This is a genomic window from Streptomyces montanisoli, assembly GCF_017813245.1.
In the GTDB taxonomy this organism is placed as follows: domain Bacteria; phylum Actinomycetota; class Actinomycetes; order Streptomycetales; family Streptomycetaceae; genus Streptomyces; species Streptomyces montanisoli.
This window is the reverse complement of sequence record NZ_JAGIQL010000073.1, coordinates 1-19,855: the sequence shown is the minus strand read 5'-3', so window position 1 is coordinate 19,855 and position 19,855 is coordinate 1. Positions and strand designations below refer to the sequence as shown.

21 protein-coding genes are annotated in these 19,855 nt (G+C 72.6%); 12 read left to right on the top strand and 9 right to left on the bottom strand.

The window, feature by feature from the left end; translation table 11 throughout:
- Positions 1-5: 5 nt before the first annotated feature.
- Entirely contained in the window at positions 6-455 is a 450-nt protein-coding gene (locus JFN87_RS18480; RefSeq protein ID WP_209341328.1) for an SsgA family sporulation/cell division regulator, read from the top strand.
- A gap of 134 nt (positions 456-589) precedes the next feature.
- On the top strand, positions 590-2,212 hold the full coding sequence (locus JFN87_RS18475; protein WP_245180253.1) for an MDR family MFS transporter: 1,623 nt from the start codon (positions 590-592) through the stop codon (positions 2,210-2,212).
- Positions 2,213-2,295: 83 nt separating this feature from the next.
- On the opposite strand, the gene JFN87_RS18470 is transcribed toward JFN87_RS18475, so the two are convergent.
- Positions 2,296-2,724, bottom strand: a complete 429-nt coding sequence (locus JFN87_RS18470) for an Lrp/AsnC family transcriptional regulator (RefSeq protein ID WP_245180269.1) — start codon at positions 2,722-2,724, stop codon at positions 2,296-2,298.
- A gap of 247 nt (positions 2,725-2,971) precedes the next feature.
- Between JFN87_RS18470 and JFN87_RS18465 the strand changes: the two genes are divergently transcribed.
- From JFN87_RS18465 to JFN87_RS18450, 4 genes are all read left to right on the top strand, one after another.
- Positions 2,972-4,114 (top strand): acyl-CoA dehydrogenase family protein, encoded by a 1,143-nt coding sequence (locus JFN87_RS18465; protein ID WP_209341324.1) that lies wholly within the window; start codon positions 2,972-2,974, stop codon positions 4,112-4,114.
- 380 nt (positions 4,115-4,494) lie between these two features.
- Positions 4,495-5,790, top strand: coding sequence for an ABC transporter substrate-binding protein (locus tag JFN87_RS18460; protein ID WP_209341322.1), 1,296 nt, complete (start codon positions 4,495-4,497; stop codon positions 5,788-5,790).
- 94 nt (positions 5,791-5,884) lie between these two features.
- Positions 5,885-6,835 (top strand): carbohydrate ABC transporter permease, encoded by a 951-nt coding sequence (locus JFN87_RS18455; protein ID WP_209341317.1) that lies wholly within the window; start codon positions 5,885-5,887, stop codon positions 6,833-6,835.
- Positions 6,832-7,752: a carbohydrate ABC transporter permease gene (locus tag JFN87_RS18450; RefSeq protein WP_209341315.1), complete on the top strand. Its 921-nt coding sequence runs from the start codon at positions 6,832-6,834 to the stop codon at positions 7,750-7,752. Before JFN87_RS18455 ends, JFN87_RS18450 begins: the two co-directional genes overlap by 4 nt.
- Positions 7,753-7,833: 81 nt before the next feature.
- Here JFN87_RS18450 and JFN87_RS18445 read toward each other — a convergent pair whose 3' ends face one another.
- On the bottom strand, positions 7,834-8,019 hold the full coding sequence (locus tag JFN87_RS18445) for a hypothetical protein (protein WP_209341313.1): 186 nt from the start codon (positions 8,017-8,019) through the stop codon (positions 7,834-7,836).
- Between the two features lie 119 nt (positions 8,020-8,138).
- Between JFN87_RS18445 and JFN87_RS18440 the strand changes: the two genes are divergently transcribed.
- Entirely contained in the window at positions 8,139-8,528 is a 390-nt protein-coding gene (locus JFN87_RS18440; protein WP_209341311.1) for a BlaI/MecI/CopY family transcriptional regulator, read from the top strand.
- A gap of 39 nt (positions 8,529-8,567) precedes the next feature.
- On the opposite strand, the gene JFN87_RS18435 is transcribed toward JFN87_RS18440, so the two are convergent.
- The 3 genes from JFN87_RS18435 to JFN87_RS18425 all read right to left on the bottom strand — a co-directional run bounded on the left by JFN87_RS18435 (position 8,568) and on the right by JFN87_RS18425 (position 11,180).
- Positions 8,568-9,395: a DeoR/GlpR family DNA-binding transcription regulator gene (locus JFN87_RS18435; protein ID WP_209341309.1), complete on the bottom strand. Its 828-nt coding sequence runs from the start codon at positions 9,393-9,395 to the stop codon at positions 8,568-8,570.
- 81 nt (positions 9,396-9,476) lie between these two features.
- Positions 9,477-10,355, bottom strand: a complete 879-nt coding sequence (locus tag JFN87_RS18430) for an SIS domain-containing protein (protein ID WP_209341343.1) — start codon at positions 10,353-10,355, stop codon at positions 9,477-9,479.
- 135 nt (positions 10,356-10,490) lie between these two features.
- The gene (locus tag JFN87_RS18425; protein ID WP_209341307.1) at positions 10,491-11,180 is read right to left on the bottom strand and encodes an HAD family hydrolase; all 690 of its coding nucleotides are present in this window, start codon (positions 11,178-11,180) and stop codon (positions 10,491-10,493) included.
- A gap of 166 nt (positions 11,181-11,346) precedes the next feature.
- On the opposite strand from JFN87_RS18425, the gene JFN87_RS18420 reads away from it, so the two are divergent.
- On the top strand, positions 11,347-12,399 hold the full coding sequence (locus JFN87_RS18420; protein WP_307865504.1) for a lactonase family protein: 1,053 nt from the start codon (positions 11,347-11,349) through the stop codon (positions 12,397-12,399).
- Positions 12,400-12,472: 73 nt separating this feature from the next.
- On the opposite strand, the gene JFN87_RS18415 is transcribed toward JFN87_RS18420, so the two are convergent.
- Positions 12,473-13,402, bottom strand: coding sequence for a sirohydrochlorin chelatase (locus JFN87_RS18415; RefSeq protein WP_209341304.1), 930 nt, complete (start codon positions 13,400-13,402; stop codon positions 12,473-12,475).
- A 157-nt stretch (positions 13,403-13,559) separates the two neighbouring features.
- Positions 13,560-14,555: a BadF/BadG/BcrA/BcrD ATPase family protein gene (locus JFN87_RS18410; protein ID WP_209341342.1), complete on the bottom strand. Its 996-nt coding sequence runs from the start codon at positions 14,553-14,555 to the stop codon at positions 13,560-13,562.
- Between the two features lie 166 nt (positions 14,556-14,721).
- On the opposite strand from JFN87_RS18410, the gene JFN87_RS18405 reads away from it, so the two are divergent.
- Positions 14,722-15,399 carry a uracil-DNA glycosylase gene (locus tag JFN87_RS18405; protein WP_209341302.1) on the top strand — a complete coding sequence of 226 codons (678 nt, stop codon included), beginning with the start codon at positions 14,722-14,724 and terminating at the stop codon, positions 15,397-15,399.
- Positions 15,400-15,442: 43 nt separating this feature from the next.
- Here JFN87_RS18405 and JFN87_RS18400 read toward each other — a convergent pair whose 3' ends face one another.
- Complete coding sequence (locus JFN87_RS18400) at positions 15,443-16,423, bottom strand: SDR family NAD(P)-dependent oxidoreductase (protein ID WP_209341300.1); 981 nt, start codon at positions 16,421-16,423, stop codon at positions 15,443-15,445.
- A 148-nt stretch (positions 16,424-16,571) separates the two neighbouring features.
- Between JFN87_RS18400 and JFN87_RS18395 the strand changes: the two genes are divergently transcribed.
- On the top strand, positions 16,572-17,123 hold the full coding sequence (locus JFN87_RS18395) for a DUF488 domain-containing protein (RefSeq protein ID WP_209341298.1): 552 nt from the start codon (positions 16,572-16,574) through the stop codon (positions 17,121-17,123).
- Between the two features lie 132 nt (positions 17,124-17,255).
- Positions 17,256-17,825 (top strand): hemerythrin domain-containing protein, encoded by a 570-nt coding sequence (locus JFN87_RS18390; protein WP_209341296.1) that lies wholly within the window; start codon positions 17,256-17,258, stop codon positions 17,823-17,825.
- Positions 17,826-17,894: 69 nt separating this feature from the next.
- Here the strand turns inward: JFN87_RS18390 and JFN87_RS18385 are convergent, their stop codons facing one another.
- A complete protein-coding gene (locus tag JFN87_RS18385; RefSeq protein WP_209341294.1) occupies positions 17,895-18,974 on the bottom strand; it encodes an NADH:flavin oxidoreductase/NADH oxidase in 1,080 nt (359 codons plus the stop codon).
- A 176-nt stretch (positions 18,975-19,150) separates the two neighbouring features.
- On the opposite strand from JFN87_RS18385, the gene JFN87_RS34560 reads away from it, so the two are divergent.
- Positions 19,151-19,855 (top strand): DUF6214 family protein (locus tag JFN87_RS34560; RefSeq protein ID WP_372449252.1); only part of this gene is annotated, 705 nt, incomplete at its 3' end.

The window sequence follows — 19,855 nt, the reverse complement described above, 5'->3', positions numbered from 1 at the left end:
CCACCATGTCAGAACAGCTCTTCCCTCCCCCCGCCGGCCCCGCCGACGCTCCTCCCCTCGTGCTCGACACGACCCTCTGCCAGCTCCGTGACCCGCGGCCCGCCGTGCGGGTCGGCGCGAGGTTCGCCTACCGGGCGCAGTCGCCGTTCGCCGTGAAACTCACCCTGTGGACGCCCGGGCGGCCCACGGTGTGGCACCTCTCCCGCGAGCTGCTGATGCGCGGCACCCGCGTGCGCTGCGGCATCGGGGAAGTCAGGGTCTGGCCCGAGACCGGGCCCGGCCGCGCCGGTGTCCTCGCACTGCGCCTCGGGCCGCCCGATGGCTACGCCCTGCTGCACGCGGACCGCGCGGACCTCGTCCGCTGGCTCGACACCACGACCGGCGCGGTGCCGCCGGGTACCGAGTCGTGCCGCGTGGACTGGGACGCCGTCATAGGACGCCTGCTGACGAGCTGAGATCCCGGGCCGTCCCCCGGGAACCACGGGGCCGGGCTTGCGAACTTGCCGGGCGGCTAGTAAGTTACTTGCCGACCGGTAAGTAGCGCGGGTGCCCGTACGCCCCGCCCAACGGGAGAAACGGACGGTTCCCCATGACCGCAGAAGCAACGGACGGCTCCCTGTCGCCCGCGCGGCTCTCGCCGCGGCAGATCATGGCGGCGATGGTCGCCCTGCTGATCGCCATGCTGCTCGCGATGCTCGACAACACGATCGTCGCCCCCGCCCTGCCGACGATCGTGGGCGATCTCGGCGGCCTCGAGCACCTGTCCTGGGTGACGACCGGATACATCCTCGCGTCCACCGCGGCCACGCCGATCTGGGGCAAGCTCGGCGACCTGTACGGCCGCAGGCGGACGTTCCTCGCGTCCATCGCCCTCTTCCTCGTCGGCTCGGCGCTCTGCGGCATGGCGCAGAACTTCGGCGAACTGGTCGGCTTCCGCGCCCTGCAGGGGCTCGGCGCCGGCGGCCTGATGGTGGGCGTGCTCTCCGGCGTCGCCGAGATCGTGCCGCCACGCGACCGCAGCAAGTACCAGGGCGTGATGATGGCCGCGATGCCGGTCGCCATGATCGGCGGACCGCTCGTCGGCGGGTTCATCACCGACAACCTCAGCTGGCGCTGGGCCTTCTACGTCAACCTGCCGCTCGGCGTGATCGCGCTGGCCGTCGCCTGGTTCACGCTGCGCACCCTGCCCAAGGGCGTCGCCGGCGGGCGCGTCGACTGGTGGGGCGCCGCGCTGCTGACCACCTGGATCACCGCACTCGTCCTGCTCACCAGCTGGGGCGGCGGCCAGTACGCCTGGCTCTCCGCGCCCATCATCGGCCTCGCCGTCCTGACGGTCGCCGCGTTCGCCGCCTTCGTGCTCGTCGAGCGCCGCGCCGCCTCCCCGATCATGCCGCTGAGCGTCTTCCGCAGCCGGAACTTCTCGCTGGCCGGCGCGCTGGCGTTCCTGTCCGGCTTCGCGATGTTCGGCGCCGTCACCTTCCTCCCGCAGTTCCAGCAGTTCGTTCAGGGCGCCTCGGCGACCAACAGCGGCCTGCTGCTGATGCCGATGATGATCGCCGCCATGGTGGTGTCCATCGCCGGCGGTACGGTCATCAGCCGCACCGGCCGCTACAAGACGTTCCTCGTGGCCGGCGCCGCGCTCATGGCGGTCGGCCTCGGCCTGTTCGCCACCATGGACACCTCGACCTCGCCGCTGGTATCCGGTCTGTTCATGGTGCCGCTCGGCGTCGGCCTCGGCTGTCTCATGCAGACCACGACGCTCCTCGCGCAGAGCAGCGCCCCGCTGCGGGACGTCGGGGCGGCCACCGGCGCATCGACGTTCCTGCGCAACATGGGCGGCTCGATCGGCGTCTCGGTGCTCGGCTCCGTCTACGCGAGCGCGCTCACCTCGAAGCTCGGCGCCGCGGGCGGTGACGCGGGCGGCTCGGCCCAGTCGATGACCCCGCAGGCGCTGCAGAAGCTGCCTGCCGCCGCCCAGCACCTGTTCGCCTCGGCCGTCACCCACGGCGTCGTCGAGGTGTTCGCGGTCGCCGCGATCGTCGCGGCCTGCGGGGTGGCCGTCGCCCTCCTCGTCAAGCAGCTGCCGCTGCGCGGCTTCGGTGGCGGCGCCACCAAGGTCTCCTCCTCCGAGCCCGAGCCCGAGTCCGGGTCCGAGTCCGGGTCCGAGCCCGGGGCGCGCGTCGTCGAGGTCGCGGAAGAGGCCACGGTCTGACGGCGCCCCGCGACGCGCGCCACGTGCGCGACGCGCGCCCGGGCCCCGCGGCCCCCGCCCCTCGCCGGGCGGGCCTGCGGGGCTCAGGCGCGTGACCAGGATCCGAGCACCATCAACGTCTTCGTGCCGGTGATCTGGCCCGAGCGGCGCAGCCCGTCGATCACCTGCTGGAGATGGTCCAGGTCGCGCACCCGCACCTGCACGAGGGCGTCGGGGTCGCCCGCGATCGTGAACACCGCCTGCACCTCCTGCACGGTGTACGCGCTCGCCACGATCTCCCGCACGGGTGTCGTGCCGGCGTACCGCAGCTCCACGAACGCCTCGATGCCCCAGCCGAGTTTCGCGTGGTCCACCTGGGCCGTGAAGCCGGTGATGACGCCCGACTCCCGCATCCGGTCCACCCGGCGCTTGACCGCGGCCACGGAGAGCCCGACCTCCGCGGCCATCTCCGAGAAGGTGCGCCGGCCGTCCTCCCGCAGCATGCGCAGCAAGCTGTGGTCCGTCTCGTCCATCTCCGCCACGGGGCGCCCTCCGCACTCTCTCGCCGGAAGCAAACTTATACAGGAGAAGCGCCCTGTCCCTAAAAATCTTTGCGACTTCCTGGGTATTAGGCTGCAGATGCTTGCCTGTGCCCGGTCGCCGCGCTCTGATCGGCGAGTAGCGTGGCGAGCGGGGGCCCGGCCCAGTGGCGGGCCGTGTCCCTCCCACCCGCAGCCGTCCGCCCGTACCCGCCCCGGTACCCGTCAGAAGGAAGCCGTCGTGCCCGTCGACCGTCTGCTCCCCAGCGAAGAAGCTCAGGACCTGATCGCACTGACCCGCCAACTCGCCGACCGCGAAATGGCGCCCATCGTCGACACGCACGAGCGCAAGGAGACCTACCCCGAGGGGCTGTTCGGGGTGCTGGGCGAGGCCGGGCTGCTCGGCCTGCCGTACGCGGAGGACCTCGGCGGCGGCGGACAGCCCTACGAGGTCTACCTCCAGGTCCTGGAGGAACTGGCCGCGCGCTGGGCCTCGGTGGCCGTCGCCACCAGCGTGCACACCCTCGCGGCCTTCCCGCTCATCACCTTCGGCAGTGACGCGCAGCGCGAACGGTGGGCCGAGGACGTGCTGTCGGGCGCCCTCGTCGGCGGCTACAGCCTCTCCGAGCCGCAGGCGGGCTCCGACGCCTCCGCCATCGCCTGCAAGGCCGAGCCCACCCCCGAGGGCTACCGCGTCACCGGCTCGAAGGCGTGGATCACCCACGGCGGGAAGGCCGACTTCTACGCCCTGTTCGCGCGGACCGCGCCCGGCGGCCACGGCGTCTCCTGCTTCTTCGCCCCCGGCGCGGCGGACGGCCTCTCCTTCGGCCTCCCCGAGGAGAAGATGGGCCTGCACGCCGTGCCGACCACCGCCGCCTACTGGGACGGCGCCCTGCTCGACGCCGACCGGCTGATCGGCACGGAGGGCCAAGGGCTCGAAATCGCCTTCAGCGCCCTCGACTCGGGCCGCCTCGGCATCGCCGCCTGCGCCACCGGCCTCGCCCAGGCCGCGCTGGACGCGGCCGTCGCCTACGCCAACGAGCGCACCACCTTCGGCCGCCGCATCATCGACCACCAGGGGCTCGGCTTCCTGCTCGCGGACATGGCCGCCGCCGTCGGCTCCGCGCGCGCCACGTACCTGGACGCGGCGCGCAGGCGCGACGCGGGCCGCGACTACAGCAGGCACGCGTCCATCGCCAAGCTCACGGCGACGGACGCGGCCATGAAGGTGACCACGGACGCCGTGCAGGTCTTCGGCGGCTACGGCTACACGCGTGACTACCCCGTCGAGAGATACATGCGCGAGGCCAAGATCATGCAAATCTTCGAAGGCACGAACCAGATCCAGCGGCTCGTCATCAGCCGCGGACTCGCGACCCACTGAGGCGGGCGGGACGGCAGGGGCCGGGGGTCCCGGGGCTCTACTGCCCGGTATGGTGAGCGGCGGGTGGCCTGGCCACCCGCCGCTTCCGTGTGCCCCGAGGCCGGAGGACTTCACGCTTCCGCTCAGGAATCAACGTTTCCCAACACGTGTCCAGTATGCGCCCGACGGCCGTGATGGGCGGATCGGGGGCGCTACGTCCCGGGGGAAAACGGACGCAACTTGGTATCGCAACCGTTTCATGTCTTGACAGTGGACCTGGGTATTGGTGACATCTGTGGGGTCACGTTCGTTTGTGTTCTATTCGCGCCCCGCAAGGAGGGGTCATGAAGCTTTTCTCGACTGACGGTCGACGCTCGGGACCCGGTATACCCATACCTGACATGCCGTCAATGTCCCGCCGTTCCGTGCTTCGTGGCGCCGCCCTGGGCGCCGGGGTCGTCGCGGCCGGTCCGCTGCTCAGCGCGTGCGGTGGCAGCGGCGGAAGTTCGGGCGGTGGCGGCGGCAAGACGGTCACCTTCGGCTCCAACGCGGCGGTGCCGCAGCCCAAGGGCGCGTACCAGAAGGTCTTCGCCGCGGCCAAGACGTCCACCGGCATCACCGTCAAGCCCAACTGGGTCGACCACAACACCTTCCAGCAGAACATCTCGAGCTACCTCCAGGGCAACCCGGACGACGTGTTCAACTGGTTCGCCGGTGAGCGCATGCAGTTCTTCGCCGGCCAGGGGCTCGCCAGCAACGTCGACGACGTCTGGAAGAAGATCGGCGCCAACTACACCGACGCCATGAAGGCGCAGAGCAAGGCGCCGGACGGGCACTACTACCTCGTGCCGTTCGACTACTACCCGTGGGCCGTCTTCTACAGCAAGAGCCTGTGGAAGAAGCACGGGTACACCGTCCCCACCACGTGGGACGAGTACATCAAGCTGGCGAAGAAGATGAAGAGCGACAAGCTCATCCCCATCGCCTTCACCAACAAGGACGGCTGGCCGTCGCTCGGCACGTTCGACTACCTGAACATGCGCATGAACGGCTACGACTTCCACATCGAGCTGATGCGCAAGGGCGAGAAGTGGAACACGCCCCAGGTCAAGGCCGTCTTCGACCAGTGGAAGCAGCTGATCCCGTACTACTCGCCGGGATTCGCGGGCCTCACCTGGCAGGAGGGCGCCCAGCAGCTGCTCAACCAGAAGGCCGGCATGATGGTCCTCGGCCTCGACCAGATCGGCACCATCTTCACCGGTGACAAGGCCGACGACCTCGGCCTGTTCGCCTTCCCCGAGGTCGACCCGAAGTACGGCCAGTCCGCCGTCGAGGCGCCGATCGACGGCATGATGGTCTCGAAGTCGCCGAAGAACAAGGACGGCGCCGACAAGCTGCTCTCCTACCTCGGCACGGCCAAGGCGCAGCAGCTGTGGCTCGGCAGCAACCCGGCGGACGTCGCGACCGCCAAGGGCGTCGACACGTCGAAGTACACGCAGCCGCAGAACGACGCGGTCAAGCTGATCACCGGCGCCAAGAGCCTGTCGCAGTTCATGGACCGCGACACCCGCCCCGACTTCGCGGACCCGGTCATGATCCCGGCCATCCAGAAGTTCCTGAGGAGCCCGGGCGAGATCTCCTCGATCCTGTCGAACGTCGACAAGCAGGCCAAGACCATCTGGGCCAGCGGCAACTGACCCGCCGGGCCGCCGTGGTGCCCGCGATGCCGCGTGCGCCGCGGGCATCACGGCGGTTCGAAAACACACTCCGGTGTGAAACGACGAGGAACACATGACTGCTGTGGAAGGCGCCGCGGCGCCGCGGACCACGCCCCCCAAGACCAAACGGCGCAAGCTGCGACAACTCACCGTGCGCGACCGGGTGATCCTCGGCCTGATGGCCGGCATCCCCACCCTGATCACCGTGGCCTTCGTGTGGGTTCCCGCGCTGGCCTCGATCGTCCTTTCGTTCTCCAGCTGGTCGGGGTTCGGCGACTTCTCCACGATCCAGTGGGTCGGCACGGAGAACTACAAGAACATCTTCACGATCTACCCGCCCTTCGACCCGGCCATCCAGCACAACCTCATATGGCTCGCGGTGTTCTTCCTCGTGCCCGCGCCGTTCGGCCTGTTCCTCGCGACGCAGCTGGACAAGCAGATCCGCTTCTCCCGGATCTACCAGTCCGTCCTCTTCCTGCCCGTGGTGCTGTCCATGGCCCTGATCGGCTTCATGACGGAGCTGATCTTCTCGCCCACCCAGGGGCTCATCAACAACCTCACCGGGCACGCCGACCACCACGTCATCGACTGGATGGGCAACCCGCACCTGAACATCTGGGCCGTCATGATCATGGCCTGCTGGCGGCAGGCCGGCTACGTGATGGTGCTCTACCTCGCGGGACTCAAGAGCGTCGACCCCTCGCTCAAGGAGGCGGCCGCCCTCGACGGTGCCAACGGCAAGCAGACCTTCCGGCACGTGGTCTGGCCCGCGCTGCGCCCGATCAACGTCGTGGTCCTGGTGATCACGATCATCGAGTCGCTGCGCGCCTTCGACATCGTCTACGTCATCAACAAGGGCACCAACGGGCTCGAGCTCTTGTCCGTCCTGGTGACCGACAACATCGTCGGCGAGGCGAGCAGGATCGGCTTCGGCTCGGCGCTCGCCACGATCCTCCTCGTGATCTCGCTGGCCTTCATCGTGCCGTACCTGATCAGCATGTTCCGAGAGGACGAGCGCGGATGACCACGCTGACGACCGAGCGCACCGGGGACCGCGCCGCAGCGCCTGCCCCCGGCCCCCAGCGCACCCCGCGGACCAAACGAGCCGCCCTGCACGTGTTCCTCGTCGGCACATGTATCGTCTGGCTGCTGCCGCTGCTGTACGCCCTGTACACCGCACTGCGGCCGTACGCCGACACCCAGCGCGACGGATACGTCTCCGTGGGCGGGCACTACGGATTCGGGAACTTCACGGCCGCCTGGGACCAGGCGCGGCTGCCCCACTACTTCTGGAACTCCGTCATCATCACGGTGCCGGCGCTGGTGATCACGCTCTTCCTGGCCAGCATGGTCGCCTTCGTGGTCGCCCGGTTCAACTTCAAGATCAACATCGCGCTGCTGCTGCTGTTCACGGCGGGCAACCTGCTGCCGCAGCAGGCCATCATCACGCCGCTGTTCAAGATGTACCAGCTGATACCGCTGCCGGACTGGCTGGCCGCGTCCGGCAAGCTCGACGACTCCTTCATCGGGCTGATCCTGATCAACGTCGCCTTCCAGACCGGCTTCTGCGCCTTCGTCCTGTCCAACTACATGCGCACCATCCCCAAGGAGCTGGGCGAGGCGGCGCTGGTGGACGGCGCGTCCGCGTGGCGCCAGTACTGGCAGCTCGTCATGCCGTTGTGCCGTCCGGTGCTCGCGGCGCTCGCCACCCTCGAGTTCACCTGGATCTACAACGACTTCTTCTGGGCGACGGTGCTGATGCAGACCGGCGACAACCGCCCCATCACCGCGGCCCTCAACAACCTGCAGGGCCAGTTCTTCACCAACAACAACCTGATCTCGGCCGCCGCGCTGATCGTGGCCGTGCCCACGCTCGTGGTGTTCTTCGCCCTGCAGAAGCAGTTCATCTCCGGGCTGACTCTCGGAGCCAACAAGGGCTGAGACGACGCGCGTTCACGCGCGCCTGGCGGTCAACGCCCATGGGCGGGCGCCCGGTTCCCCACGCGGGGGCCGGGCGCCCGCTCATGCGAGGTGGTGGTGGTTGGCGAGCTCTTCCTCGCACTCGCGCGCTCCCGCCTCGTCACCGTTCTCACGCGCCTGGGCACGCTGCCTGACGAGCGCGGCGCACACACCGCACGCCTTGTCCCCGGGCGGGGGGACGGGCGTGCCGGACGTCTCGGCGCCGGCGCGGCGAACACGTGCACTCACGGACCTGTCCTGGGAGGAGGGAGAGGGGCGTATGGCAGACTCGAGGCTCACGGTGGCTTCTACACCGCCGTAGAAGTTCTACACCAATGTAGAAGACAAGGCGAGGAAACGACAAACCCATGGACGCGGGCGCACACCGAAGGGGCCGCAAGCGGGCCAACGGCGAGCGGGAGGCCGAGGTGCTCGACGTACTGCTGCGTGCGGGCGCCCCGCTCACCGCGGGAGACGTCGCGGACCGCCTGGACGGCGAGCTCACGTACAGCACGGTGGTCACCATCCTCACCCGCCTGTACGCCAAGCAGCTGCTGACCCGCACCCCGCGCGGACGCGCCTACGCGTACGTGCCGGTCACCGACGAGCCGGGCTTCGCGGCCCGCCGCATGCGCACCGTCCTCGAGGAACGCCACGACCGGGCCGCCGTGCTGGCGCGCTTCGCCGACGGCCTGTCCGCGGCGGACGCCGACCTGCTGCGCACCTTCCTCGACGCGCAGCCCGACCCCGGCCGCTGAGGCGGCGCACCATCCCTCCCCGGGGGTGGGTCGACCGGCTCAGTCTTCCTCGCTCTCGCTCTCGCCCTCGCCCGGCGCCGGCTGCGGCGTGAGAAGGCTCCAGCCCGCCTCCTCGAAGGCGCGACGGGCGGCCTCCGGCGCATCGCCGTCCGTGATGAAGCTGTCGAAGACCTCCGGGCCCCCGATCGTGGCGAACGCGCGGTTGCCGATCTTGGTGGAGTCGGCGACCAGCACCGCCCGGCCCGCGCGCTGCGCCATCAGGCGGTTGACGCGGGCCTCCGCCTCGTCGTGGACGGTCGCGCCCACCTCGGGGTCCACCCCGTTGACCCCGACGAAGGCGACGTCCATGGTGATCTGGCCGAGTACCAGATCGCTGTAGGGGCCGACGAGTTCGAACGTGCGGCTGTGGGCCACGCCGCCGGTCAGGACGATCTTGATGGTGGGCCGCACCGACAGCTCGTAGGCGATGTTCAGCGCGTTGGTCACCACCGTGAGGTTCGGCCGGGGGCCCGGCTCGCCCAGGTCGGCCCGGCCGGCCAGGGCGCGCGCGATCTCCGTGGTCGTCGTCCCGCCGGACAGGCCGATCACGCTGCCTCGGCTCACCAGCCGGCCCGCCGCACGCGCGATGTCCCTCTTCTGGCGCGGGCGGTGCTCAGCCCGGTAGCGCACCGGCAGGTCGTACGCCACGGAGCTGAGCACCGCGCCGCCCCTGGTGCGCGTGAGCAGCCGCTGCTCGGCCAGCGCGTCCATGTCCCGCCGCACGGTCGCAGGGGACACCGACAGCGCCTCCACGGCCTCGTCCACCTGGACCTGACCACGCTCCGCGAGGAGGTCGAGCAGCGCGTTGAGCCGCTCGTGCCGCATCATCAGGTGCCTCCCTGGGGTGGTGCCCGGCCGGCCGGCCCCGTCGGGTGACCGGACCGCCCGCGGTGGCCGGGGCGCGGTGCGTCAGCCCTCCGCGAGGATGACGGACCGCGTCAGATTACGCGGTCCGTCCGGGTCGAGACCACGTGCCCTCGCGCGCTCGAGCGCCACCCGCTGGACGAGCACGAGGTCGGCGAGCGGGTCGCGGTCGTGCGCCACGAACCGGGCGCCCGTGCGGGCCACTTCGCCGGCCAGGCCCTCCGGCGCATCGCCGAGCATCCAGGTGATCCGGCCGGGTGCGGCGATCGCCACCGGGCCGTGCCGGTACTCCATGGCCGGGTACGACTCCGTCCAGCTCTGGGACGCCTCCCGCATCTTCAGCGCGGCCTCGTTGGCCAGTCCGTACGTCCAGCCGCTGCCGAGGAACGCGAACTGCTCGGCGCGCACCCACTCGTCCTCGACCGGTGCGCGCAGCGCCTCCTCCGCGTCCCGCACGGCCGCCGACACGTCACCGCCCGCATGCGCGCGCAGCAGCGTGAGCGTCGTCGTCGCGAACCGCGTCTGCACGACCGAGCGTTCGTCCGCGAACGGCAGCGCCACCACGGCGTCCGCAGCCTGCGCCATCGGCGACGCCGTGTCCCCGATCAGCGCCACCGTCCTGATACGGCCGCGCACCCCGGCCAGCAGGCGCAGCACCTCCGTCGTGGTGCCCGAGCGGCTGATCGCGACGAGCACGTCGTACCCGCGCCCGGAGACCGGCGCCTCCGACGCGGTGAACGCGTCCGTCTCGCCGAGACCGGCCGCATCGCGCAGCGCGGCGTACGCCTGCGCCATGAACCATGACGTGCCGCACCCGACGACGGCGACGCGCAGGCCACGGGCCGGCAGCGGGCAGGAGGGGTCCGCGGCCAGCCGCGCCGCCTGCCGCCAGCACTCCGGCTGGCTGGAGATCTCCTGCGCCATGTACTCGACGTCGCTCACGCGGCCACCCCTGTCGTCTGTTCATTTCTGACGCACAAGGCTAACAACGAAGCAGTAACGAGCGTCCAGCGTGGTGGCCACTGTGTGGAGCGACCACCCGCCCTCGGCTACCCGCCCTCAGCCCATCAGCCACGCGTACGCGGCCGCCGCCGTGAACTCCGTCTGCCCGCCAGGGAACAGCAGCTCGGCCGCCTCGAACGCCGCGTCCTGCCGGGCGCCGGGCGCGGCCGGTACGGAAGGGACCGCGACGCACCGCATGCCCGCCGCGTGCGCCGCCGCCACGCCGGGAGCCGAGTCCTCCACGACCACGCACTCGCGCGGCGCGGCCCCCAGCCTGCGCGCGGCCTCCAGGAAGACGTCCGGCTCCGGCTTGCCCGCCGCGACCTCCTCGGCCGACGCCGAGGCGGCGAACAGCCCGGCGAGGCCGCCGTGTGCGAGCGCCGCGTCGATCGCCGCACGCGACGAGCCCGAGGCGACGGCCATCGGGATGCCCGCCGCGCCGAGCGACTTCACGAGCGCGCGCATCTCGGGAAACACCTCGGTCGACGTCCGCAGCAGATCCAGGTAGAGGGCGTTCTCCTCGGCGAGCAGCGCGTCCACGGGTGCGTCCAGGCCGAAGCGGGCGGACAGCACCTCCAGCGTCTCGCGCGTGCCCACCCCGATGAAGACCGCGTGCTCCTCCCAGGTGAAGCCCGCGACGCCGTGCCGCGCGAGCAGCATGCGGGTCGCCTCGAAGTACAGCGGTTCGGTGTCGACCAGGGTGCCGTCCAGGTCGAACAGGACGGCTGCGGTGTGCGCGGGAGTCATGCGTCCAGCATGCCAAGGCCGTGCGTCACGCGTGCCCGCCGCTGCCACCAGGCGGTTCGGAGGCGGGCGGCCTGCTACCGTCGCCGAAACCGGATCATCGGCGGCCGTCACGCCGCCGGGAAGCAACGGGACAGCGGGAAACGACAGGACACAAGGGGAGCAGAGCGTGAGCGAGCAACGCGGCGGGCGTGCCTTCATCGGGTCGTACACGGGCGAGGGGGGCCGCGGCATCGTCGTCGCGGACGTGGCCGCGAACACCGGAGCGCTGACCGTGCTCTCCGCGCTCGACGCCGTGCCCGAGCCGTCGTTCGTCACCCTGAACGGCGACGCCTCCCTGCTGTACGCCGTCTCCGAGACGGACGACGGTCACGCCGCGGCCTTCCGCGTCGCGGCGGACGGGACCCTCGCCCGGCTGGGGGAGCCGAGGCAGCTGCACGCGGCCGCGCCCGCACACCTGTCGCTGGTGGCCGGCCACCTGCTCACGGCCAACTACGGGTCAGGCAGCGTCACCGTGCTGCCGGTGGCCGCGGACGGCTCCCTGGGTGAGGCGTGCGGCGTGTACGCCCACGAGGGCAGCGGCCCGGTCGCAGGCCGGCAGGAGGGCCCCCACGCGCACCAGGTGCTGCCCGATCCGAGCGGCCGCTGGGTGCTCTCCGTCGACCTCGGCACCGACTCGGTACGCGTCGGCCGCCTCGACGCCGCGACCGGCGAACTCGCGCCGCACTCCGAGACGGTGCTCACGCGCGGCCGCGGACCCCGCCACCTCGCCTTCCACCCCGACGGCCGCCACGCGTACGTCGCGCACGAACTGCACCCGTCCCTGACCGTGTGCCGCTGGGACGCCGACGCGGGCACGCTGGAGGCGCTGGGGGAGGCGCTGCTGCTGCCCGCCGAGGAGATCGCCGCCGCGGAGAGCGCCGCCTCCGCGATCGTCGTGGACCGCGAGGGCCACTTCGTGTGGGTGGCCAACCGCGGCCACGACTCGATCTCCGTCCTCACCCTCGACCCGTCGGCCGAGAAGGCCGAACTGGTCACGACCGTGCCGTGCGGGGGCCACTGGCCGCGCGACCTCGCCCTCGACCCGGCCGGGAGCCGCCTGTACGTGGCGAACGAGCGCTCCGGGGACGTGACCTGGTTCGACATCGACCCCGCCACGGGCATCCCGGTCAAGGCCGGCTCGCTGGAGCTGCCGGCCCCGGTCTGCGTCGTCTTCGGCTGACCGCGCCGGGGCGGGACGCGGACGCCCCGCCCGCATCCCGGGCCGCCGCCCCTTGGCCCCCGGGGCCCGCGCCTCAGGACGCGGGCGACTCCTGGGTCTGCGGAACGATGCCCGTCACCGCGACGTACCGCGCGAGCGCGAGCTTGCCGATCGCCGGGTAGGCGCCGAGCGGCTCCGCCGCCGCGCAGTCCGCCTCCTTGACCGCCGCGTCGAGCAGCCCCTCGGGCAGCTCGGGGCCGACGAGGTAAGGGGCGAGCGCCAGTTGGGCGGCGCCCGCGTCGCGCAGCTGCTGCGCCACCGCCGACACCGCGCCCTCCTCGTCAAGCGCCGCCGCCATCACGGGAACCGCGAGGCGCGCGGCGAGCAGCATGCCGGTAATGCCGGCCGTCTGCACCGCCTCCTGGCCACCCACCGAGGCCAGGATGATGCCGTCGGCCGCCGTCGCGACGGTGAACAGCCGGGCGCGGTCGGCCCGCGAGAGACCCGCCTCCGACAGGCGCACGTGCAGCGCCTCCGCGAGCAGGGGGTGCGGTCCGAGCACGTCGGTGACCTCGGCCGTGGCGCCGCTTCCCGCGACGGCCTCCCGTATCCGGCCGACCAGCGACTCGTCGGGCCCCGCCAGCAGCGGCACCACCACGGCGGCCGGGCCCTCCGGCTCGGGGACGTCCCGCCCTGCCGCCCTGGCCAGTTCGTACCGCTCGTGGCGCAGTGCGGCGGCCCGCGCCACCACACCGCCGACGGTCGGGTACGCGCCGTCCTCGGCGTCGTCGCCCTCCAGGAAGGCCGCCGTGGCCTCAAGGCCGGGCAGCTCGGAGCGCGTCATGCTGGCGAGTTCGTCCGCGAGGGCGCGCGCCGCCGTCGACGGCGCGCCGGGCACGGCGAGGACCAGCGTGGGCGCGCCCTGGGGAGCGGCCACGGGTTCCGGTCGTCGGTGGCGCCCCGACTGGCGGGGGCGCGGCATTCGTACGGGCAGGCCGGGTGCGGGCCCAGTGGGGGTGCTCATGGCGCCGAATGGTACTGGTTTTACCGGTCGGGCTGTTCGGGTAGGGGCGGTACGGGGGCGAGCCGTCCGTATTTGCCGCTTACGTGGCTTTCTGGTTATGCGCCTCGCGGTATGCGTGCACGCGGCAGGCCCGCGTCCCCGTCCCGCCTTCCGGCCGTCAGGGCCCGGCGACCGTCAGCAACCGCGCGTCCAGCGGCAGGAGCAGTTCGCCGGCGGCCAGCCCGGCGGCGACGGTGAGCGCGCCGGCGAGCGGGTCGCCCTCGGGCTCCACCACGTGCCCGCCTGGGACGCGTGCCGCCAACTCCGCGCGCACCGGCCCGAGCAACGGCTCGCCCATCCTGAACAGACCGCCGGTCAGCGCGATACGGCACTCGCCGGACGCCGGGGCGACCGCCGCCGCCGCGTCCGCGATGTGCTCGGCCGCCGCGGAGAGGATCCCCGCCGCGACGGGGTCGCGGCCCGCGCAGGCGGCCACCTCCGGGGCGAACGAGGCGAGCACGGCGGCCCTGTCGGTGCGCGGATACAGCAGACCCGGCAGTTCCGGCGCGGGCCCGAGCGCCTCCTCGGCCCTCGCAAGCAGCGCGGCGGAACCGCCGCGCCGCCCGTCGTACGCGCGCATCGCCGCATCGAGGCCCGCACGTCCGATCCAGGCGCCGCCGCCGCAGTCCCCGAGCAGGTGGCCCCAGCCGTCGGCCCTGCGCCACCGCACGAGGTCCGTGCCGAGCGCGATCATGCCCGTGCCTGCCGCGACGACGGCGCCCGGGCGCGCTCCGAGCGCACCCGCGTAGCCGGTGACCGCGTCCGCCGCCAGCGCGACCACGCGCACTCCGAGCGCGTCCCGCAGGCCGCCGGGCAGCCGTGCGCGCAGGTCGCCGCCGAGTGTGGCCATGCCGGCCGCGCCCACCGCGACCGCCGCGAGCCCATGGTCCGTCCGGCCGTCGGCTGCCGCGTCCGCCAGCAGTGCGCGCGCGGCGGGCACCACCGCGTCGAGCAAGCGTCCGGCGTCGATGCCCGCGGGCCCGGTCGGCACCGGTTCCGCGATGGTGACGGGCCCGGCCCTGCGTACCGCGCCGTGACCGTCCGCCGCGCCCAGGGCGATCCTGAGGCCGGAGCCCCCGGAGTCGACGCCCAGCACCCAGCTCACGGCAGCCACCTGCTCACGGGCGAACAACTGCGCGACCTCATGGGCGGTCTCCAGAGTGACGACGGGGGTCGGAACCACGACGGCGCGAAGCCTATCGCCGCCTCCGCCACGATGACCGCGGACGGCCGGGAGGGGCTGGAGGGGCGGCACCGATGAGCCGGTAGGGTGACGGCCCGTGACAGCACAACCGTTGAGCGAACTGGTGGAGCCCGGCTGGGCCGAGGCCCTGAGCCCCGTGTCGGGACGCGTCGCGGCGATGGGGGACTTCCTGCGGGCCGAGATCGCGGCAGGCCGCACATACCTCCCCGCGGGACCGAACGTGCTCCGCGCGTTTCAGCAACCCTTCGACGATGTACGGGTCCTGATCGTCGGTCAGGATCCCTACCCGACCCCGGGGATGCCCATCGGGCTCAGCTTCGCCGTCGCGCCCGAGGTCTCCAGACTGCCGGGGAGCCTGGAGAACATCTTCCGCGAGCTGCACGCCGACCTCGGCCTGCCCCGGCCCTCCAACGGAGACCTGACGCCTTGGAGCCGCCAGGGTGTGCTGCTGCTCAACAGGGCCCTGACCACGGCGCCCCGCAAGCCCGCCGCACATCGCGGCAAGGGCTGGGAGGAAGTGACCGACCAGGCCATCCGCGCGCTCGTGGCGCGCGGCAAGCCGCTCGTGTCGATCCTGTGGGGCAGGGACGCCCGCAACCTGCGCCCACTGCTGGGCGACCTGCCCGCGGTCGAGTCCGCCCACCCCTCGCCCATGTCGGCCGACCGAGGCTTCTTCGGCTCGCGCCCCTTCAGCCGCGCCAACGACCACCTCGTCGGACAGGGCGCGCAGCCGGTGGACTGGCGCCTGCCCTGACCGGCTCCGCCGCCCGCCGCGGCCTCAGTGGCTCGCGCCGCCGTCAGTGGTTCGCGTCGCCGTCGCGGTGCGCCAGTTCCTCGACGTAGCCCCACAATTCCTCGCGTGCGGCGGCGTCGTCGGGCCCGGGACCCGCGGCATAGGTGAAGGGGCGGGGGCGGCGGTCGTGCCAGAACACGCCGCCGGCGCGCAGCGCCTCGGGGGACGAACCGAGCCAGACGACGGTGTCGGCGCCCTCTTCCGGGGACCTGATGACGGGGCGGGTCAGGGCACGGAAGACGGGCAGCCAGTTCCGCACGCCCTTCGTGTCGGCCCAGCCAGGGTGCATGGCGTGCACGTGGACGCCGTCGCCACGCAGGCGGTCGGCCCATTGGCCGGTGAGGACGAGTTCGGCGCGCTTGGTGCGCGCGTAGATCTTCTTCGGACTGTACGACGTGCGCGCCGACTGCGGATCCCCGGCGGGCAGCCGCTGACCGTACTGACCGCCCGACACGACGTTGACGACCACGGACGGCGCCGCTTCGCGCAGCAACGGCCTGAGTTCCTCGGTCAGGACCCACGGCGCCAGCACGTGGGTGGCGAAGGTGAGTTCCACACCGTCCGCGCTGTGCTCGCGCGTATCGGGCATCACCCCGGCGTTGTTGACCAGTACGTCAAGACGCTCCTCCTGCTCACGGAACCTCTCGCCGAACGCACGCAGCGACGCCAGGTCGCTGACGTCGCACACCACCGGCCGGACCTCCCCCTTTCCGCCGAGCCGCGCCATGACCAGGCGGGACGCCTCGTCCGCGCGTTCCGCGCCGCGGGCCAGCGCCCGCACCGAGGCGCCGAGCCGGGCGAACCCGGCGGCCGCGGCCAGCCCGATCCCGGAGGCGGCCCCGGTGACGAGGACGACCTTGCCGTCCATGCGTTCACCGTCCGCGGGCCAGCCGGGCAGCCGGCGCCGCAGGCGCAGCCCAGGGCTGCCGTAGCCCAGAGCGATGGAGCGGTCCAGAACCGTGTCGACCATCGACGTCATGCCCATGGCGCGCCGGGTACCCAGGGCAGCCCGGCCGACACCGTCGTCCCCGTCCCGTCCATGCCCCTGGGGCGCCGTGTGGCGGGAGCCCGTCGCGAGGCGGGACGCTTGGCTCGGTGGGGGAGCCGTACGCCTTGCCGAGGGGAGTGGCGCGATGGACGGGACGACGCGCGAGATCTGGACGATCGGCCACTGGGCGCGCCCGGAGCAGGAATTCCTGGGCCTGCTCGACGCGCAGCGCATCGACACGCTGGTGGACGTGCGCGCCCACCCCGGCTCGCGGGCGAGCCCGCAGTTCCGGGCGCAGGAAATGCCCGGCCGGCTGGAGCGTGCGGGCGTCGCCTACGCGTACCTGGGCGAGGAACTCGGCGGCAGGCGGCGCCGGCAGGACGTGGACCCGGCGATCAACGCCGGGTGGCGCAACGCGAGCTTCAGGAACTACGCCGACTACACGCTCGGCCCGGCGTACGAACGCGGCATCGACCGCCTGACCTCCCTGGCGGCGGGTCACCGCGTCGCCGTGATGTGCGCCGAGCCGGTGCCGTGGCGCTGCCACCGGCTCCTGATCGCGAACACGCTCACCGCGCGCGGATGGACGGTGCTCCACATCATCGGTACGGGCGAGCCGCGCATCCACGAACTGGGCGGCTGGGGCGCGGCGGCGCGCGTGACCCCCGACGGCACGGTCACCTACCCGGCGCCGTGACCCCGCCCGCCCGCCCGGGACCGGCCACGGCGCATTACGGGGTTTGCCCGTGCCCGCCGGGGGTCACCCGGGGCTCACCGCATCGGTCGGCCCTGGCCGAAGCGACCGGCCGAGACCGTACAGGAGTGTGCGATGACTTCGACGAACGATCGGACCCTTGCAGCGCGTCTGCCCCAGTGCGACATCGTGGCGCTGCTGCTCGACCAGCACGCGACGATCAAAGAGCTGTTCGCGCAGGTCGAAAGCGGCCAAGGGGACGCCAAGCAGGAGGCCTTCGACCAGCTGAGGGCGCTCCTCGCCGTGCACGAGGTCGGCGAGGAGCTCGTGGTGCGCCCGGTCGCCGAGAGGACGGCGGGGGAGAAGGAGGCGAAGGCGCGCAACGAGGAGGAGGCCGACGCCACGAAGGTGCTCAAGGACCTCGAGAAGATGGACGTCTCCGGCCCGGACTTCGACCGTGCGATCGCGCAGTTCAAGCAGGCCGTCACCGACCACGCGTCCCACGAGGAGGCGGAGGAGTTCCCCGCGCTCCTGGAGAACTGCACCGAGGAGCACAGGCACGTGATGGGCGAGCGGCTGCTGAAGGCCGAGCACCTCGCGCCCACCCACCCGCACCCCACGGCCGCGGGCAAGCCGGCGGCGCTCGCGATGACGGGGCCCTTCGCGTCGATGATGGACCGCGCCCGCGACGCCATGCGCGGCTGAACCGCCACCGTCAGGGACACACGCGGCGCCGCCGCCCCCACCGTGGGGGCGGCGGCGCCGCGCGTCACGTCAGAACGCGCGCTCGTACTGCGGCGGCACGTGCGCCGAGCCGCCCAGCTCGGCGGCCGCGCGCTGCGCCCAGGACGGGTTGCGCAGCAGCTCGCGCGCCAGCAGGACGGCGTCCGCCTCGCCGTTGGCGAGGATCTTCTCCGCCTGCTCGGGCTCGGTGATCAGGCCGACGGCCGCGACGGGCATCCGCGTGCCCGCCTTGATCCGCTCGGCGAACGGCACCTGGTAGCCGGGGCGCACCTGGATGCGCACCCCAGCGGCGTTGCCGCCGGTGGACACGTCCATCAGGTCCACCCCGTGCGCGAGCAGCTCGTCCGCGAGCCTGACCGTCTCCTCCGGCGTCCAGCCGTCCTGCTCGAGCCAGTCGGTTGCGGAGATGCGGAAGAACACCGGCAGGTCGTCGGGCCATACGGCGCGCACGGCGTCGACGACCTCGAGCGCGAACCTGGTGCGGTTCTCGAACGAGCCGCCGTACTCGTCCGTGCGGTGGTTGCTGTGCGGCGAGAGGAACTGGTGGATGAGGTAGCCGTGCGCGCCGTGGATCTCCGCGACCTCGAACCCGGCGGCCAGCGCCCTGCGCGCGGCGTCGGCGAACTGCCCGACGATCTCGGCGATGCCCTGCGTGGTCAGCTCGGCGGGCACCGGGTGCCCCTCCGCGAACGGCAGTGCGCTCGGCGCGACGACGTCCCAGCCGCCGTCCTCGGCGGCGACAGGACCGCCGCCCTTCCAGGGCGCGTCGGTGCTCGCCTTGCGGCCCGCGTGCGCCAGCTGGATGCCGGGCACGGCGCCCTGCTCGGAGATGAAGCGGGTGATCCGGCGGAAGGCCTCGGTCTGGGTGTCGTTCCAGATGCCGAGGTCGTACGGGCTGATCCGGCCCTCGGGGCTCACGGCCGTCGCCTCCGTGATGACCAGCCCCGTGCCGCCCGTGGCGCGCGCCGCGATGTGCGCGAAGTGCCAGTCGCCGGGGGCGCCCGCGTCCTGGCCTGTCGCCTCGGCGGAGTACTGGCACATCGGGGCCATCCAGATGCGGTTGGGAATGGTCAGCGACCGCAGGGTGTACGGCTCGAAGAGGGCGCTCACGAGAGCTCCAATCACCACGAAAAGGTCATGCGTATGTACGGTTCCTGTCGTACTACGCCGCGTGCCGCCGAAAGATTCCCCGCCCGGTGACGGCCCGCCTCGGGCGCTGTGCGGCGCGCCATGACAATAAGGGCGGATTGCCTGATTAAGTTGTGAATGTGTCGGAACACAAGCTGATGACCGCCAAGGCGTGTGACGAGTTCACCGCGCAGGGCCTGCCCGTCTGGGAAGTCCAGGGGTACGGCACCGTGACGGGCGCCGGCCGCGAAGCGCGTCCGCCCTGGCTCGACGTCCGCCTCACGCTGCCGGACGGCGCGCGCGTGGACGTGCTCGCGGTGGTACGGGGCGACACGATCGCCATCGAGGACGCACAGGCCGACCCCCCGCTGCCGCTCACCTCCCTCGGCGCCCTGGCGTCCGCCCTGCACGGCCCGCTGGAGGCGGCGTGCGCGTCCGTCATGGCCCCGGCGTTCGCGTGCGGGGCCACCGCACGGACGGTGCCGCCCGCAGCGCCGTCACAGCCCGTCACGCCGGAAGGAGCCACGCCGACACAAGCCGCGCCGGAACGTGCCGTCACCGCACCGGCCGCCGAGGCGGTTCCCGTGGCGGCGCCCGACTCCGCGGTGGGTCCGCGGGACGATCCCGCATCGCTCGCCGCCTCCGGGGGGCTTCAGGGGGGAGGGGGCGGGCGGGGCGGCCGCGCCGGGGGCGGGGGGCCGCGGGGCCGGGCCCGGGGGGGGGGCGGGGCGCGGGGGCGGGGCGCGGCGGGGGGGGGGGGGGGGGGGGGGGGGGGGGGGGGGGGGCGGGGGGGGGGGGGGCGGGGGGGGGGGGGGGGGGGGGGGGGGGGGGGGGGGGGGGGGGGGGGGGGGGGGGGGGGGGGG

Excerpts from the sequence above, each read along its gene's own strand:
- JFN87_RS18470 (WP_245180269.1), bottom strand. The coding sequence starts at position 2,724 with ATGGACGAGACGGACCACAGCTTGCTGCGCATGCTGCGGGAGGACGGC.
- JFN87_RS18400 (WP_209341300.1), bottom strand. The coding sequence starts at position 16,423 with ATGGGCATGACGTCGATGGTCGACACGGTTCTGGACCGCTCCATCGCT.
- JFN87_RS18430 (WP_209341343.1), bottom strand. The coding sequence starts at position 10,355 with ATGGCGCAGGAGATCTCCAGCCAGCCGGAGTGCTGGCGGCAGGCGGCG.
- JFN87_RS18440 (WP_209341311.1), top strand. The coding sequence starts at position 8,139 with ATGGACGCGGGCGCACACCGAAGGGGCCGCAAGCGGGCCAACGGCGAG.
- JFN87_RS18425 (WP_209341307.1), bottom strand. The coding sequence starts at position 11,180 with ATGACTCCCGCGCACACCGCAGCCGTCCTGTTCGACCTGGACGGCACC.
- JFN87_RS18480 (WP_209341328.1), top strand. The coding sequence starts at position 6 with ATGTCAGAACAGCTCTTCCCTCCCCCCGCCGGCCCCGCCGACGCTCCT.
- JFN87_RS18460 (WP_209341322.1), top strand. The coding sequence starts at position 4,495 with ATGCCGTCAATGTCCCGCCGTTCCGTGCTTCGTGGCGCCGCCCTGGGC.
- JFN87_RS18435 (WP_209341309.1), bottom strand. The coding sequence starts at position 9,395 with ATGATGCGGCACGAGCGGCTCAACGCGCTGCTCGACCTCCTCGCGGAG.
- JFN87_RS18475 (WP_245180253.1), top strand. The coding sequence starts at position 590 with ATGACCGCAGAAGCAACGGACGGCTCCCTGTCGCCCGCGCGGCTCTCG.
- JFN87_RS18395 (WP_209341298.1), top strand. The coding sequence starts at position 16,572 with ATGGACGGGACGACGCGCGAGATCTGGACGATCGGCCACTGGGCGCGC.
- JFN87_RS18450 (WP_209341315.1), top strand. The coding sequence starts at position 6,832 with ATGACCACGCTGACGACCGAGCGCACCGGGGACCGCGCCGCAGCGCCT.
- JFN87_RS18415 (WP_209341304.1), bottom strand. The coding sequence starts at position 13,402 with ATGAGCACCCCCACTGGGCCCGCACCCGGCCTGCCCGTACGAATGCCG.
- JFN87_RS18390 (WP_209341296.1), top strand. The coding sequence starts at position 17,256 with ATGACTTCGACGAACGATCGGACCCTTGCAGCGCGTCTGCCCCAGTGC.
- JFN87_RS18455 (WP_209341317.1), top strand. The coding sequence starts at position 5,885 with ATGACTGCTGTGGAAGGCGCCGCGGCGCCGCGGACCACGCCCCCCAAG.